The sequence below is a fragment of the Acinetobacter sp. GQ146 genome, assembly GCF_059758585.1.
Window position 1 is genome coordinate 125,129 of record NZ_JCAXDV010000008.1, and the last position, 15,648, is coordinate 140,776.

A 15,648-nucleotide genomic window follows, 5' to 3' on the forward strand; every position below is an offset into this window, starting at 1 on the left:
GGCTTAAATTTTAATCTTCAAATTTATAAAAATCATGAGAAAAACCGAAGTTTATCAAATTCGTCTTGATTCACAGGAAAAGAAACAGGCTTTTGCGGTATTTAAACAACTGGGGATTACACCGGCGCAAGCAGTTCGCCTGTTCTTCAAACAAGTTGTACTGACAAAGTCTATCCCCTTTTCGATTGAAAATCAGAATATCAATTTAGAGCAATTGATTAAATTAAGACGTCTTAAGCAAGAGCAAAAAGCAGCTGCGCCTATCACTGCTGAAAGCACTGACATTGTGAATCCTCAAAATATTGAAGACTATCTAGACGATGACCATTTAGATTTATTTGAAGAACTCAATGCAATTTTGGGTGAAAGTGACAAAAACTGAGCCTGTTGCATTTTTATACATAATTTAAATTTTTTCATTTAAAAACTTAGGTATGCTTCATGCAAGGATAATAAAAAAGCATGGAGCTATAAATGATTGTAAGAAAAGCGACATTAGATGACCTGAATCAACTTGCTGTTTTATTTGACGAATACCGTCAGTTTTATGGGGCTTCTTCTAATTTAAGTCTTTCTCAACAATTTCTAAAACAACGCTTTGAAAACCAAGAAAGTGTGATTTTCATTCACATTAAAGATGATGTATTTACCGGATTTATTTTACTATATTTAGGTTTCTCATCCGTTGCCTGCTCTACCTATTATATTTTAGACGATGTCTATGTGAGCCCCCGGTTTCGTCGGCAAGGCTCCGCTAAACAACTGATTGATACCGCCATATTATTTGCGCGCCATGAAAATGCTCTACGCATTAGCCTAGAAACCCAAAAGACCAATCTTGAATCACATCGTCTTTACGAAACCATGGGCTTTATTGCGGATGATGAGTTTCGCATTTACCACTGTTTCCTTAAATAGTTTCGCGAGTTCGCGCCAACTCAATCTGTTCAGGATTTAAATACATCCATTCGCCTTGCTCTAATTCAGCACACTGTAATGCACCGATTTGTACGCGATCTAACTGCTCTACTTTATTACCCACCGCAGCCAACATTCTTTTTACTTGATGATAGACACCTTGATGAATCGTCATTTGCAATTCACATTCTGCCAATTTCTTTACATCTGTAGCCGCAAATACCCCTTGCTCATTACGTAATTCAACACCCTGCTCTAACTGTGAAATCTGCTCTGCACTAATCGGGTCTGCCGTCTGCATCCGATAGACTTTTGCCACATGTTTTTTCGGGTGAGTTAATGCCTGTAAAAATTGTCCATCGTCAGTGAGTAATAACAGGCCTGTCGTATCCTGATCCAAACGTCCGACACACTGTAAACCACGATTTAAAAGCACATCATCAAACAGATCAAACACACTAAAGTGATGTGTGGCTTGATGAGAACATTCATAACCTGCGGGCTTATTCAGGGCAATATAGACCTTTTCCCGATATTGAAAAGACTGTCCGTACACCTCAAAGCTCAAGTCCTGTAAATTGAGTTTCTGCTTAGGATTTTGCATAATTTCTTGGTCAATGCTCACAGCACCAGATTTTATCAACTGCTGACAATGCTTGCGTGAACCAAAACCTTGAGACTGCAACATTTTTTCCAAATACATTTTATAAAACCCAATCAATGACCCAAGCATTTTAAACAATTTTGCCAGCTCAGGCTTATTTTCTAGCTGTTCAGGTTTAAAAATCGCTACAATAGTTGCATTTTCACACATTCTCCCCGCTTAATTATGCCCAATATAGATTTGAATTTGATCGTACTTCTGGTTTTATTGGCTTGTGGTATTTTTAGCCATAACACCGCTGTGACGATTGCCGCAGGTGTATTGATTGTCTTTAGAATCACCCCTCTGAGTGAGTTTTTCCAATTATTACAACAACATGGTTTAAATATTGGGATTATTATTCTCACCATTGGCGTTTTAACCCCAATTGCCAGTGGTAAAATTCCAGGGGAAGCGATTCTAAAATCCTTTCTTAGCTGGAAATCTTTACTGGCCATTGCGATTGGGCTATTTGTTGCCTGGTTGGGTGGTCGAGGGGTCAAGTTAATGACCCATCAACCCAATGTGGTGGCAGGGCTATTAATTGGAACTGTAGCTGGGGTCGCCCTTTTACGCGGGGTCCCTGTCGGCCCATTGATTGCTGCTGGGGTATTGTCATTATTTATTGGACAATCTTAGTTGTGTAAACATGATAAGAGTGAGGATATTGCACTGCATAGCCTCACTCTTTATCACCTTCCCCAAAGCATTAAGATAAGTAGTACTGATGACGTTTTTGCGAGAACTTTTCGAGTTGCTTTAAAAAACCTTCAAAGTAATTTTTCTCTTTTTCTTCAGTTCGGTAACCTGCATATAAGGTACGGCGTAGTCCTGTGGCAGAGACACAATCTAAACGACGTGATGTCACCCAACCTTTCTGTTCATATTCATTTACCACCCAATCAGGCAAGGCAGCTATTCCCCTGCCACTTGCGACCAACTGAATCAGCATTTGGGTTAAATCAGTGGTACGGATCTGCTTGGGTTGAATATTTGCAGGAAGAAACAACTTTGCCATGATGTCTAAGCGGTGTTTATCGACAGGATAGGTAATTAAAGTTTCTTCTGCCAACTCTTTCACTGTAATCCGTTCAGCACGCACCAAAGGATGAGTATTCGACAACACTAAGCGTGATTCATATTCAAAAATTGGAAAATAATCGATACCGCTTAAAGCAATCGGATCTGCGGTAATAAGTAAGTCAAATTCGCCATTTTGTAAAAGCTCATGCGGATTTGCCTCAAAGCCTGAAGCGAAATCCAAATCAACATCGGGATATTGCTGACGATATTGGTTCAGCAGTGGCATCAGCCAGTCAAAGCAACTGTGACATTCTGAAGAAAAAATAATCCGCCCAGTTTGACCATGCACAATACGTGTAATGTCGGTTTGTGCAATTTGAATCTGTGGCAAAACATCATCCGCCAGCTTAAGTAAACGCTGTCCGACATTAGAAAAGGTCACTGGACGGCTACGGCGATTGACCACTTCCACGCCATACCAATGATCAAGCTCTTTAAGCTGATGTGAAATTGCCGAAGGGGTCAGGCATAAATCATTGGCGGCGGCAACCAATGAACCATGTTCACGTAAAGCCAATAGTGTTTTTAAATGTCGAATTTCAAGCATGTTTATTTTAAATCCGCAAAAGGTCAAATCAAAAAGTGAGTCAAAAGAGTCATCAACTTTATGAATGAAAGCGCAAAATTAGGAGATCAATATCAAATCAGTGAACTGGCCGAATTTTCATAGCCTATTCATATGAACTGATTATATTCAATAAGTGAATTAATTTCATTTTATCATATAATTATTTAGTTTATTTCATATTTGGTTTTATTTCTTTATGGCTGCATCAAATGCAATCCATATTTAAATTCAGGCTCAGCAATGCAGCTGCAAACTCACATTGTCGTTACCTCATTTAAAGTAAAACCTGTGCGCTATTTTTTATATGACGCTGATTGGAACAGCAAAATCATCGCAGCGGCATTTTAACAGCTACATGACAAAGTATGCCTGCTCAATGTTGATGGATTAATCCCACCGATGGTTTTCGTTTTATCTTCATTTTTTAGGAACTTCGATGTTCTCACTTCTTTTAGTGAATTCTGAATACTTGGATTAAGAAGCGAGGAACAGCCCGTCAAAAGTATACTTAAGAAACTCAGTGCAATAACTGCTTTTTTCATAGGAATCATTTTACTTTTTTCATTTAAATTTCGTTTTAGATACAAAGAGTGTCTGAAAATCAGAGTGTCCAATTAAAAGAAGAATCTATGTCCAGTACGATATACTATTAAGTGTCCAATTGGACAAGAATATACATCTCTCATCTAAAAGCTAAAAGCTAAAAGCTAAATCGCGTGATCAAAACACTTTAGACCAGACAAGATTTTTCAACTTTGGTCGAATCAATATTGCTGGATTGACTCAAAACAAGCCTCAAGTTCGTTCAGATTTAATGACAAAGTCGATTAATAAGTACAAATCTTTACTTTGATTAAGATTTAATTGAGCAGTTATGCTGATTAGCGCTAAGGACAATCTTCCAGCTATGATTCTATCAGGGATAAATATTGTATTTTCATGAGGACTTCATTTTATGCTCAATGCCAATCAAACTGGAATTTGAGTGTAAAACATGGCTGTAAAATTAATTTGTGTTTCACACACCCCGCTTTTGGACTTCGCTTCACCGCCAGCTGAAATTGAAGCTTCTGCACGTGCCGCCTTTTCACAACTTGCAGAACAGGTTAAAGCTTATCGTCCAACTTTAATTATTTCGTTTGGTCCAGACCACTTTAATGGCTTCTTTTACGACTTGATGCCAAGTTTTTGCGTGGGCGTACGCGCAAGCGCAGCAGGCGACTGGAACTATGGTCCAGCAGCTTTAAATGTCCCAGAGCCTAAAGCTTTAGCTTTGATTGAGCATTGTCTAGCGCATGGGATTGATCTCAGCTATTCCTATCGGATGCAGGCCGATCACGGCATTACCCAACCCTTAGATTTATTCTGCGATGGAGCATTAGATCGCTATCCCGTTATCCCTATCTTTATTAATGCTGCTGCTCCCCCTATGCCACCAATCAAACGTGTCATCGCACTGGGGAAAGTGATTGGGGAATATTTAAAAACTCTGGATGAACGCATTCTCATCATTGGTTCAGGCGGCTTGTCACATGACCCTCCAACGCCACAAATCCAAACAGCCCCAGCCGAAGTACAAGAGTTCTTGATTGCAGGACGAAATCCCACGCCTGAAGCCCGTCATAATCGCCAATCCAAAGTGATTGCCGTCGGACAACGTCTTGCCAATGGGGATTTGAGTGCCGCCCTACCACTCAATCCCGAATGGGACAAAGATTTACTGCAACGCTTTAAACACGCAGATTTTGACTATCTGGCCTGCATGACCAGCAAAGAAATTCGTCGTGATGGTGGCCGTGGCGGTCAGGAAATTCGAGCTTGGATCGCAGCCTTTGCTGCATTATCGGCGTTTGGGGAATATGAGGCCGAAATTCAATACTATGAACCCATTCAAGAATGGATTGCAGGTATGGGGATGATGACTGCTGATCCAATCTAAATTACTTCTTTGAACTGAAAATCAGGCAAGTGTGTTATTACACTTGCTTCAGTCGATTACACCTTTCCCTATTCTTAGCCCATGTCATAAGACATATCCCTTGCGTAGTATTGCCTCTGTTTTAAGTGATATTTACAGTAATTTTACAAAATATTTGATAATTCCAAGTGCTTTACTCGGCTTATTTTTTTGCTTTCAATTATAATAACCAACTCTCCCACACCCACTTATATTGATTAAAATGACATCAATAAATACCAATCATTCTATCGATGCAAAGCCGACTTATTCCTTATTTTGGGTGATTTTAGCCCTCGCGGTTGGCGGTTTTTGCATTGGTACTACTGAATTTGTCGCTATGGGACTGATTCAGGAAATTGCACACAACCTGCAAGTGAGTATTCCTATTGCGGGCCATTTCATTAGTGCCTATGCCTTAGGCGTCACCATTGGTGCACCTATCATTGCGATTCTTGCCGCCAAAGTACCTCGTAAAGCTTTATTAATTGGCTTGATGCTTTTTTATGGCGTAGCCAATGCCATGACAGCCTTTGCCACAAATTATGACAGCATGTTGCTCTCTCGCTTTATAGCAGGACTACCACATGGTGCCTATTTTGGTATCGCGGCCCTAGTTGTTGCAGAATTTGCCGGAAAACAAAAACGGGCATCCGCTGTGGCAAAACTGATGATGGGCTTAAATGTCGCAACTGTGATTGGTGTTCCATTTGCCACTTGGCTAGGTCAGCACTATGGCTGGCGTGCAGGCTTTGAGTTTTCAGCCTCCATTGCTTTCTTGACGGTGGTTGCGATTGGTGTGTGCTTACCTCGTATGCCACAGCAGCAGAGCGCAAGTATTCGCAATGAACTGCAAGGGCTTAAAAATACGCAAATGTGGTTAACGCTTGCCGTTGGTGCGATTGGTTTTGGTGGGTTATTTTCCGTATACAGCTATGTATCACCTATCCTCACGGAATACACACATGCCAATATTCAAGTTGTGCCCTTCGCTCTGGCCAGTATAGGTCTAGGTTTAGTCATTGGTGGACTGATCGCAGGACATTTTGCTGATAAAAATTTAAATAAAGCAATTATCTGGGTACTGCTTTCCAATGCCAGCTCTTATGTGATTTGTGCCATATTTATCGGAAATTTATATACTGCTTTTGCTGCCTTGTTCTTGGTGAGTTTTAGCATTGCAGGTTTAGGTCCTTTACTACAAACCAGACTTATGGATGTTGCTGGCAACGCCCAGAGCTTGGCAGCCTCGCTCAATCACTCTGCTTTCAATATTGCAAATGCATTCGGTGCATTTTTAGGGGGCTGGCTCATTAGTCACGGTATGGGTTGGTTAGCCCCGATTTGGATTGGGATAGTTTTAAGTCTGGGTGGTTTGGTCATTTTATTATGGGCATTTCAGCATGAACGAAATTATCCAGTTGAAACGCACATTTGCCAAGAATCTACTGAGCAGCCACTCTAAGACATCAAAGTGAGTCCAACCGATTACAGCAATCAAAGCAGCATCGGCTTTTATTGCTGTATTTAGCCCAAACGAATATCGCTATTCGGGTAATTTTTTCCCACAATGTGGGCAATAAGCATACTGATCACGTTCTTGCCTCATGGATTCTTCTTTTTGCTCTCGAATCAATTGCAAAATAATATCTTGGGTCTGCTCACTGGTTAGCCCCACTTCTTTACGAATCTCTTCAATTTTTTCTTTATCTAAAATAAAATCAATTTCACTGTGCTGAATTAACTCTCGAAAGCGCAATTCTAATTCTTGTTTGCGTAACTCCAATTCATTGGCCAAACCATTCGCCAAAATACCTGCGGGCAAAGCAGCTAAACCAACCCCTAAAATGGTGATTAAAGCGCCAAGAAAACGCCCCAACGGCGTGATGGGTGTCACATCTCCATAGCCCACTGTGGTTAAAGTTACTACCGCCCACCACATTGAGGCTGGAATTGAACTAAACACATCTGGCTGTACGCGGCTTTCAATCAAATACACACCTGCAGCGGCCATAATGATCATGATAACCAAAATAAAAATGACCGCCTGAAAAGATCCCTTTTCCCGCTCAATCACACGCAGCAAAATTTGCAAAGAAACAAAATAACGGGTGAGTTTTAACAGTCGTAGCAATCGCACAATACGTAAGAAGCGTAAGTCGAAATGCACAAAGAAATTGAGATAGGCAGGTAAAATGGCCAACAAGTCAATGATGGCTCCACCACTGGTGACCCATTTCAGACGGTTTTTCCATGCTGATTCAAAACTGTTGTGCTCTGCGATCGACCAAAATCGCAATACATACTCAAGGGTAAATACAACGATTGAAAACAATTCAAAATAATAAAAATAATGATGATAAAGCTCATAATATTTTTGAATCGACTCAATCAGCACCGCTGCCGCGTTCGTCATAATCAGAGTGATCAAAAATAGATTCAACCCACGACTAAAACGCGTTTCATAGTCATCATTGTGCAAATTGTTATAGACAAATCTGCGAAGCGTATACCATGCCGTAAATTTCATCTTTAAACTGTTATTGTTCTTCCATACTCAGCAGTTTAGCTGAACTTTTTAGCAAAGTAAGCAAGAATCTTGCTTGCCTACTTTCGCAATAACATGTTCTTATTCAATATAAAGTAATGCCAACCGTACTTGGTCATATGCCATTCTCGGGTTGGTCGCTTCCACAATTGGACGTAATTTAATTGCGCCATCATCGGCAAAATGATCTGGGCTTTGACGCTTTTGTAAACGTTTATAGATTTTACGCACTTCTTCGACAATTTCTTCTCCCGGATGGGCAACTGAAATATCCAAACCTTGTTCTTTGTGCAACCGCCCCAGATGATTAATGATGGTTGCAGGAGTTAAACCACGTTCCTGCGCAATATCTTCAATGTCATAGCCCGATTCAAATAATTCACGGGTTTCATCCAAAGTGGCGGAAGCATAATTTTGCTTACCCGCATTGCGCGCAATTTTCTTTTCATTGCGTTCAATTTCGACGTCATTCAAAGTACCACCACAATGACGGATAAAGGCCTTATGTTGTACCGTTAAATCCTGTAGTTCAAAATGCGTCTCTGCCTCTTCGGACAATTCCTGAAAACGGCGATCGGCTTTAATGGCCAAACTATCCAGCTCTAAAGCCTGCATATTAAAGCCAAGCAGTTTTAAGCCTTGTAATGACTTTAAACGCGACAAGGCCACATAACCTTGCCCTTTTTCAAAGGTATGGCTTAAATTAATTTCGGCGGCTTCCAAAGTCATCCCTTGCGATTTATGAATAGTAATCGCCCAAGCCAAACGGAGAGGAATTTGCTGTAAGCTGGCAATACTTTTTCCTGCATCATTGTCTACAGACCATGTTTCAGGCTCTACCAATAACACCGTTCCATCGGTGAGTTTAACTTTCGGCAAAATGCCATGATCATCATCTTCTTCAAAGCCAATCACTTCACCTAAGCTGCCATTGATATAGCCCATGTCAAAATTGTTTTTGACAAACATCACTTTGGCATTTTTCTTTAAAGTTAAAGCTTCAGGTGCACGTACAGACGATTTCAAGGTTTCAATTAACTTGTCATTCCCGTCGCAGACTGCCATAAACTCATGACCTTGCTGCTCAATCGCATTTAAATGCTGAAAGTTAATCGAATCGACATCCATATTATGCGTGTACAAACGGGTAAAGGTTTCACCAATATCTTGTGTTCGCGTCTGCTCCAGCGCCTGTAAATGTTGCTGGGTAATACTTTGACTGCGAATGGCGTTAAGAATGTCATTTAAATAGTCATTGCCTTGACGGTGCTGCTCAGTCAGATAACAAACCCGAAACTTGGCTTCCACCCAGGCTTCCGACATAAAGCAGAATTTATCGCGATTGAGTTCTTCTTTTTTTCCGACCGGTGGTAACTGAAAGAAATCTCCAGCCACAATCACCTGAATACCACCAAAGGCCTCTTCGCTTTCTTTAAAGTACTTTAATACCTGATTGACTAAATTCAGTTGTTTGGCATGTAGCATTGAAATTTCATCAATAATCAACACTTGTGCATTTTCTAAATGTTCTTTTAAGTATTTGCGCTCTTTCATGCGCTTTAGGTCGTCGTCGCTTAGGCTATCTTTAATGCCGATACCCGCCCAAGTATGAATGGTCATCCCATTCATATGGGTGGCTGCAATCCCGGTTGATGCAGTAATGGCGACAGGAACTTTACGTGCTTTTAAATAATTGATGTATTGATTGAGGGTATAGGTTTTTCCTGCACCAGCGGAACCTGTAAGGAAAACATTTTCGCCAGCTTTAAGTAGCTTAAGTGCAGTTTCTTGTTTCATAAGACCATTCATCATTCAATAACGGCTATAGCCTAACGAGTTTTTTCGGAAATGTTAAGCCAGAAACAGTTCGCACACTTATATAAGCCGCTCCTGAACTCTGATTTAAAACAGGAAATGAATGTGAATATACAGACTAATCGCTTTAAATTTGATTGGATGGCCTTATTGATCTGACTAAAGTGATTTACTTTGAGCAGAAAACTGCTGATTGAACCATTCGATAAATTGCTCTGCAATTGTGACCAGTAGATGTTCAGCTTTTTGATTATTTGGATATTCCAATTGATCGAACACCAATTTTCCTGATTGTATATAACAGCCTAGCGTTAAAGACTGATCATAATGGGGTGCAGACATATGAAACGCCACATATTCACCCTGCATAATCCGTTCTGCATAACTGACTGCCAAACAGTGATGAAAAATATTCGATTCTTCAATAATTCGCTCAATATGATGTAACTCTTCAAAAGTCCACCCCGAATATTGCAAAATCGTTTGCGGGGAGACGGCGCTCCAAGTATTTACAGCAAAACTCTGTTTTAAACGCGCCAATATTTCATCTTTATGCAATTGCCGATGCCACTCGACCGCATGATGAAACAGGCCTAACCACGTTGTACTTTTAGCAATGTCCCGATTTTCATTAAAACAATAAATCAAATAGTCCCGTACATAGGCATCAAATACCGATACTCTCAAGTTCTGATACTTTAAATAAAATAAGGCTCTAAATTCATTCACTGGAACGTGATGACGGCGTAAGGTGCGATAAAAGCCTCGATTTTGATGGGTACTCGGATGCACATAACTCAGCAATTCTTGCGGTAAGTCCTGCACAATATGATGTAAATGCAGCATATAGGCTTGCATGACCCGACTGATTTTTTTATAGACCTGTTTGACAATCGCTTCATTCTCATCAGCCACATTTCTTAATAGATTCATCCACTCATCTAAATACAAAATTGAGGGGCTAATCGCGATTCTTTGGTCTTCTACCGCTTGCTGCTGGCCTTTTAACACCACGCTTTGATTATTCTGATGTTCAAACCATTGCTCGGTGGTGGCATGCATATCACAACTTTGAATAAACATCCGGGCACAGGTATGCTGAAAATATTGCAAGGTCAGTAAAATAATACAGGGATGAATCTGGCTGGTATCGACAAAACTTAAAGCAGTTACCGCCACACGAACATGACTGTGCTGGATATGAGTACTTAACCAGTCTAGTACCATGGCATCTTGTTTAAACAACCAGTTGACCGTACGTGAATAGTCAAAAATCGGGAGTCGCGCGACTTTCTTTTGCCAAATTTGCGCCTGTGGTTGTAAAAAATTCTGCTTTGCCAGTAAATTATCCTTATGCCAGAGCTCACGGTTCATTAAGCGCACAAAGGCTAAAACATGACTTTGTTGTATGGCATAGGGTTGTAGCAAAGCAAAATCCGCTTGATGATCGAGCAGCTCATCCAAATTAAATTTCTGCTCAAAAGTTAAGGTCGCAATACGGTATAAAGCGGTAGGCAAAAATTGTGCAGCACTATGACAAAGCTCATCATAGCTATCCATAAGTCCTTGCAAAGGCAAAAAATCCTCGCCATTCACAATATGCAAAGCACAAATCTGACTAAAATATTGTTTTAATGCTGGATCTAAACTAGTGTCTAAACCTTGGGCATGCGCAAAGCAGGCATATTTAGCCATCCCCAAAGCAGTCAAACGACGGTCTAATAAGGTGGCTTGCGCATCGGTCATCTGGTTTAAAAAAGCCAATAACCTAGCTGGCCCACCCACCCATTGATAAATCTGCTTGGAAATTAATTCGCGTAATTGCTGTGCCTTATTTTTTAAAAATAGTGAATGTTGCTCGTTCAGATGATCTGTAAGAAAACCCACATCATGCAAAAAGAAATCTTCCAGTAGCTCGGCATGCTGCCCTTGATAGCTAAAATTATGTTGAATAAATTGAGCTGGCATTGCGCCTTGTACTAATTCAAATTTAATCTCAAACATGCCATTCATGATTGAAATACGATGTTGTTCCTGATCAATCTGAAACATATTTTGCGCATTAAGATGCCCCAACAATTGTAATTGTTGTTGTTGCATTGCGCTTAGGTCTGAAGAAAACCCCAGCAGCAGTTGAGCAATTTGACGATGTTGCGGTATTAAACGCTCTTGTTCCATACACGCCCTCATTCTACTTTTGTATAATGCTTCTCTTTATTTTAATCAAATTTTGAAAAAAAACACCTTTCTGAAACATTCTTCATATTTTATTAATTTTCATATAGATAAAAACTAAATTCTCCAATCCATTCAAAAAATTCTCGGTTATTAGGATTCTTGGTGCGAGGTTTTCGATCGGATGGTAGGTATTTGGTAGGTAGGCTTTCACCGACCTTCGGACAATACTCGAATTACGGTGAGAGTCACCGCTCAAAACATAACAATGGTAGAAGGAATCACACCATGGCTTTTAAAAATATTGCGGATCAAACAAACGGTTTTTATATTCCATGTGTTTCACTCTTTGGGCCAGGCTGTGCCAAAGAAATCGGAACGAAAGCTCAAAATTTAGGTGCAAAAAAAGCACTGATCGTGACCGATGCTGGTTTATTCAAATTTGGTGTAGCAGACACCATTGCAAGCTATCTTAAAGATGCTGGTGTAGATAGCCACATTTTCCCTGGCGCAGAACCAAACCCAACCGACATTAATGTACATAATGGTGTACAGGCTTACAATGATCATGCTTGTGACTTCATTGTGTCTTTAGGTGGCGGTTCATCTCATGACTGCGCTAAAGGTATTGGTCTGGTTACTGCAGGTGGTGGTCATATTCGCGATTACGAAGGTATTGATAAAAGCTCTGTACCAATGACACCGCTGATTGCCGTGAACACGACTGCGGGTACAGCATCAGAAATGACACGTTTCTGTATTATTACCAATACCGACACGCATGTAAAAATGGCAATTGTGGACTGGCGCTGCACCCCACTTATCGCAATTGATGATCCAAAACTGATGATTGCTAAACCAGCAAGCCTCACAGCAGCAACGGGTATGGATGCGTTAACACATGCTGTTGAAGCCTATGTTTCTACTGCAGCAAACCCAATTACTGATGCCTGTGCAGAAAAAGCCATCTCAATGATCAGCGAGTGGTTACGCCCAGCAGTTGCAAATGGTGAAAACCTTGAAGCACGTGATGCGATGAGCTATGCGCAGTATCTTGCTGGTATGGCATTTAACAATGCATCACTAGGTTATGTCCATGCTATGGCACATCAGTTAGGTGGTTTCTACAACCTTCCTCATGGCGTGTGTAATGCGGTACTACTGCCTCATGTCTGCGAATTTAACCTGATTGCTTGCCCAGACCGTTATGCACGTATTGCAGAACTAATGGGTGTCAATACTGATGGTTTAACGGTCACTGAAGCTGCCTATGCTGCAATTGATGCGATTCGTGAACTCTCTGCGTCTATTGGTATTCCATCAAGCCTAGCTGAGTTGGGCGTGAAGGAACAAGACCTTGGCATCATGTCTGAAAATGCACAAAAAGATGCCTGCATGTTGACCAACCCACGTAAAGCTACTCATGCTCAAGTGGTAGAGATCTTTAAAGCAGCGTTGAAAAGCGGTGCCTCAGTAGTAGATTTTAAAGCAGCCGTGTAAGTTCTCTCCAATCTCTTACTTTTTGCTTTTGGCAACCCAGTTCTGGCTGAATCAGGCATGGGTTGCAGTCATTGTAGACTAACCAGTGATTGCAACCTAGATTCTCTACAGAAGAAGGCACTGGGTTGCATTTTTTTATTCTGTTTAGAATTCAGTTTGACAAACTCTCCGACTTCATCAAGGATTAAAGCCATAATAAATCCTGATGAGTATAACAATGACCTCACTTAAAATTCCAACGACCTACAAAACAGATGTGCTCGGTCCCGAATACCAACAACTCGTACTTGAATTTCCCGATGATTATGAAGGGAAAGTTATTGCCACCTTAGTGCGTAAAAAAGCAGCCCAAACCACAACCAAAGCAGTACTGTATATTCATGGTTTTATTGATTATTTTTTTCAAACAGAAATGGCCGAACAATTTAATCAACACGGCTTTGACTTTTATGCCCTCGACCTACGTAAATATGGGCGTTCGCGCCTAGGGCACCAACAACTTTATAATGTTCGTGATTTACGGGAATATGATGCTGAAATCAGCAAATCCCTAGAAATCATCCAACAAGAAGGTCATGAGTCGGTTTTGCTGTGCGGACATTCTACTGGTGGTCTGATCACTACGCTTTATGCAGCACATTTCCCCGATCATCCGCTGATTAAAGGCTTATGGGCAAACAGTCCATTTTACGATTTTAATATGAGCGATTTTGAAAAGACCAAAGCCCTCCCGCATCTCAGTAAACTTGGGCAACATTTACCCAACCTGCCCATGCCAAGCGGTCTAAACCCATGGTATGTGCCGAGCCTTCATTGTCATTATTCTGGGGAATGGAATTTTAATCTAGAGTGGAAACTCGCCAAGTATCCAAGGGTAAAACTGAGTTTCATACGTGCCATTCATGAAGCGCAAAAAGAGATTCATGCCGGTGTTACACTGACTGTACCAACTTTGGTGATGCACTCACATCAAACCACCAATCCTAAAAAATGGGGAATTGAAGCACAAACCAGTGACATCATTTTAAATGTAGCCGATATTCAAAAATATGCTGAGAAAATTCAAGGCGATGTCAGCATTGAAAGCATAGAAAATGGGTTGCATGATCTAATCCTGTCAGCAAAAAATGTCCGAGAACAGGTCTATCAATCGCTGTTTGATTGGATCAAAGAAAAAGGGATCTAAATTAAAGATCCTCTCTATCCTTCAGTTTCAAAAGCGTTTGATGGACTGGATGCGATTTTGGCATCAACTCGATCAAACGCTCAACAGCATCAATCGCTTCTGGGAAATGCGCGACATGCTTGAGTAATACATCGGTTTCATTGGCTCTAAAAATCGCATCACTTAACCGTGATTCCAAACAATCTCGCCAAGCACACAAGAACGGACTTTCGGTTTTCGCCAAGAACACACCGGTATACAGTTTAAGTGCTGTTTCCAAATAACCTGCATCTAAAGCCTGTTCCGCCTGTAAAAAGTCTGCATCGACATTCACCAATAAGCGATAAGGTCGTGAGCCTAACATGCCCCCTAAAATATCGCGTAATTGCGACATTTCTGCCTTTAGCGTGCCGATACTGACTTTACGTTCGCCATATAAGGCCTGATGCAAGGTATCTAAGGTTAAACCTTGTGGACAGAGTGCCAAAATCGCCAAAATTTCAATTTGGCGAGGCGTGAGCACCAAGACTTTGCCATTAAACAAAATCTGCGGCACTGCAAATGCCCGAATAAAAAGCTGCTGTTTCTGATGCTCCAATAGCGCCATCTGGATAATCGAAGCACAACGCTCTGCGGCCAATAAACCCAGGCTGTTGTGATTTTTCCAAGTCGTGGAGAGATCAATCACCCCCAAAACCTGCTTGGAGTACGGATCAATAATCGGGGCTGCATAACAGACCCAATCCTGAATCGAGGTCATATAGTGCTCATTCGAGAACACACAACTCGACTGTTGGGTTTTTAAGGACAATGCCAGAGCATTGGTACCAACCAATTCTTCACGCCACTGACCACCTTCAACAAAATGTACACTTTCCGCAGCACTTTGCATTTGATTGCTGGATGCTGACCACACAATGGTACTGCCGATATCACCAACAGCAACCACCATAGAAGACTGTTCAGCAATATGTTTTAAATCTTCCGTGCAGCGTTGTAATGCATGCTCTAATGCGGTGTTTAAACCACGGCGATGCTGATGATTGATCGGTGCTGCCATACGATCTTTCGGAATGGCTGCAGAAGCTGAACGTTGCCATGAACTCGCAATACTTTGCCCTAATTGCTCTGCATGTAAAGGCGAAAGACTGCTACTTTGGCGATACTGATCAATCCTTTGTCTTTTTTCTAATAATGCCTGCTTATTCATCATTGCTTTCTCTCAACAACTAATGATTCGACGTCCTGTACTTAACTGTTTTTGTAAGCATTTGTC

At 41.1% G+C, this 15,648-nt stretch carries 13 protein-coding genes; 7 read left to right on the top strand and 6 right to left on the bottom strand.

Going from position 1 to position 15,648, the window contains the following annotated elements; translation table 11 throughout:
- The first annotated feature begins 34 nt into the window (after window positions 1-34).
- On the top strand, window positions 35-382 hold the full coding sequence (locus tag AC6CHI_RS13260) for a type II toxin-antitoxin system RelB/DinJ family antitoxin (protein ID WP_498121802.1): 348 nt from the start codon (window positions 35-37) through the stop codon (window positions 380-382).
- A 92-nt stretch (window positions 383-474) separates the two neighbouring features.
- On the top strand, window positions 475-918 hold the full coding sequence (locus tag AC6CHI_RS13265; RefSeq protein WP_498121804.1) for a GNAT family N-acetyltransferase: 444 nt from the start codon (window positions 475-477) through the stop codon (window positions 916-918).
- On the opposite strand, the gene AC6CHI_RS13270 is transcribed toward AC6CHI_RS13265, so the two are convergent.
- The gene (locus tag AC6CHI_RS13270; RefSeq protein ID WP_498121892.1) at window positions 911-1,621 is read right to left on the bottom strand and encodes a pseudouridine synthase; all 711 of its coding nucleotides are present in this window, start codon (window positions 1,619-1,621) and stop codon (window positions 911-913) included. The genes AC6CHI_RS13265 and AC6CHI_RS13270 overlap by 8 nt on opposite strands.
- 126 nt (window positions 1,622-1,747) lie before the next feature.
- Between AC6CHI_RS13270 and AC6CHI_RS13275 the strand changes: the two genes are divergently transcribed.
- Complete coding sequence (locus AC6CHI_RS13275; protein ID WP_498121806.1) at window positions 1,748-2,200, top strand: DUF441 domain-containing protein; 453 nt, start codon at window positions 1,748-1,750, stop codon at window positions 2,198-2,200.
- Window positions 2,201-2,270: 70 nt separating this feature from the next.
- On the opposite strand, the gene AC6CHI_RS13280 is transcribed toward AC6CHI_RS13275, so the two are convergent.
- Window positions 2,271-3,191, bottom strand: coding sequence for a LysR family transcriptional regulator (locus AC6CHI_RS13280; protein WP_458892313.1), 921 nt, complete (start codon window positions 3,189-3,191; stop codon window positions 2,271-2,273).
- 1,015 nt (window positions 3,192-4,206) lie between these two features.
- Here AC6CHI_RS13280 and AC6CHI_RS13285 point away from each other — a divergent pair.
- Both AC6CHI_RS13285 and AC6CHI_RS13290 read left to right on the top strand, forming a co-directional pair.
- Window positions 4,207-5,151, top strand: coding sequence for a 3-carboxyethylcatechol 2,3-dioxygenase (locus AC6CHI_RS13285; protein ID WP_498121808.1), 945 nt, complete (start codon window positions 4,207-4,209; stop codon window positions 5,149-5,151).
- A 241-nt stretch (window positions 5,152-5,392) separates the two neighbouring features.
- Window positions 5,393-6,634: an MFS transporter gene (locus AC6CHI_RS13290; protein WP_498121809.1), complete on the top strand. Its 1,242-nt coding sequence runs from the start codon at window positions 5,393-5,395 to the stop codon at window positions 6,632-6,634.
- Between the two features lie 81 nt (window positions 6,635-6,715).
- Here AC6CHI_RS13290 and AC6CHI_RS13295 read toward each other — a convergent pair whose 3' ends face one another.
- The 3 genes from AC6CHI_RS13295 to AC6CHI_RS13305 form a co-directional block, all read right to left on the bottom strand.
- Window positions 6,716-7,699, bottom strand: coding sequence for an ion transporter (locus tag AC6CHI_RS13295; protein ID WP_498121811.1), 984 nt, complete (start codon window positions 7,697-7,699; stop codon window positions 6,716-6,718).
- Window positions 7,700-7,798: 99 nt separating this feature from the next.
- On the bottom strand, window positions 7,799-9,514 hold the full coding sequence (locus AC6CHI_RS13300; RefSeq protein WP_458892308.1) for an AAA family ATPase: 1,716 nt from the start codon (window positions 9,512-9,514) through the stop codon (window positions 7,799-7,801).
- Window positions 9,515-9,691: 177 nt separating this feature from the next.
- Window positions 9,692-11,710, bottom strand: coding sequence for a hypothetical protein (locus tag AC6CHI_RS13305; RefSeq protein ID WP_498121813.1), 2,019 nt, complete (start codon window positions 11,708-11,710; stop codon window positions 9,692-9,694).
- Between the two features lie 285 nt (window positions 11,711-11,995).
- Here AC6CHI_RS13305 and mdh point away from each other — a divergent pair, with 285 nt between their 5' ends.
- Both mdh and AC6CHI_RS13315 read left to right on the top strand, forming a co-directional pair.
- Entirely contained in the window at window positions 11,996-13,207 is a 1,212-nt protein-coding gene (mdh, locus tag AC6CHI_RS13310) for an iron-dependent methanol dehydrogenase (RefSeq protein ID WP_498121815.1), read from the top strand.
- Between the two features lie 217 nt (window positions 13,208-13,424).
- Window positions 13,425-14,393 (top strand): alpha/beta hydrolase, encoded by a 969-nt coding sequence (locus tag AC6CHI_RS13315; protein WP_498121817.1) that lies wholly within the window; start codon window positions 13,425-13,427, stop codon window positions 14,391-14,393.
- Between the two features lies 1 nt (window position 14,394).
- Here the strand turns inward: AC6CHI_RS13315 and AC6CHI_RS13320 are convergent, their stop codons facing one another.
- Complete coding sequence (locus AC6CHI_RS13320; RefSeq protein WP_498121819.1) at window positions 14,395-15,585, bottom strand: transcriptional regulator; 1,191 nt, start codon at window positions 15,583-15,585, stop codon at window positions 14,395-14,397.
- Between the last annotated feature and the right edge of the window lie 63 nt (window positions 15,586-15,648).

Bases quoted from the DNA above. Each gene is read 5' to 3' on its own strand.
- AC6CHI_RS13305 (WP_498121813.1), bottom strand. From the start codon at position 11,710: ATGGAACAAGAGCGTTTAATACCGCAACATCGTCAAATTGCTCAACTG.
- AC6CHI_RS13260 (WP_498121802.1), top strand. From the start codon at position 35: ATGAGAAAAACCGAAGTTTATCAAATTCGTCTTGATTCACAGGAAAAG.
- AC6CHI_RS13290 (WP_498121809.1), top strand. From the start codon at position 5,393: ATGACATCAATAAATACCAATCATTCTATCGATGCAAAGCCGACTTAT.
- AC6CHI_RS13265 (WP_498121804.1), top strand. From the start codon at position 475: ATGATTGTAAGAAAAGCGACATTAGATGACCTGAATCAACTTGCTGTT.
- AC6CHI_RS13275 (WP_498121806.1), top strand. From the start codon at position 1,748: ATGCCCAATATAGATTTGAATTTGATCGTACTTCTGGTTTTATTGGCT.
- AC6CHI_RS13270 (WP_498121892.1), bottom strand. From the start codon at position 1,621: ATGTATTTGGAAAAAATGTTGCAGTCTCAAGGTTTTGGTTCACGCAAG.
- AC6CHI_RS13280 (WP_458892313.1), bottom strand. From the start codon at position 3,191: ATGCTTGAAATTCGACATTTAAAAACACTATTGGCTTTACGTGAACAT.
- AC6CHI_RS13320 (WP_498121819.1), bottom strand. From the start codon at position 15,585: ATGATGAATAAGCAGGCATTATTAGAAAAAAGACAAAGGATTGATCAG.
- mdh (WP_498121815.1), top strand. From the start codon at position 11,996: ATGGCTTTTAAAAATATTGCGGATCAAACAAACGGTTTTTATATTCCA.
- AC6CHI_RS13300 (WP_458892308.1), bottom strand. From the start codon at position 9,514: ATGAAACAAGAAACTGCACTTAAGCTACTTAAAGCTGGCGAAAATGTT.
- AC6CHI_RS13295 (WP_498121811.1), bottom strand. From the start codon at position 7,699: ATGAAATTTACGGCATGGTATACGCTTCGCAGATTTGTCTATAACAAT.
- AC6CHI_RS13315 (WP_498121817.1), top strand. From the start codon at position 13,425: ATGACCTCACTTAAAATTCCAACGACCTACAAAACAGATGTGCTCGGT.
- AC6CHI_RS13285 (WP_498121808.1), top strand. From the start codon at position 4,207: ATGGCTGTAAAATTAATTTGTGTTTCACACACCCCGCTTTTGGACTTC.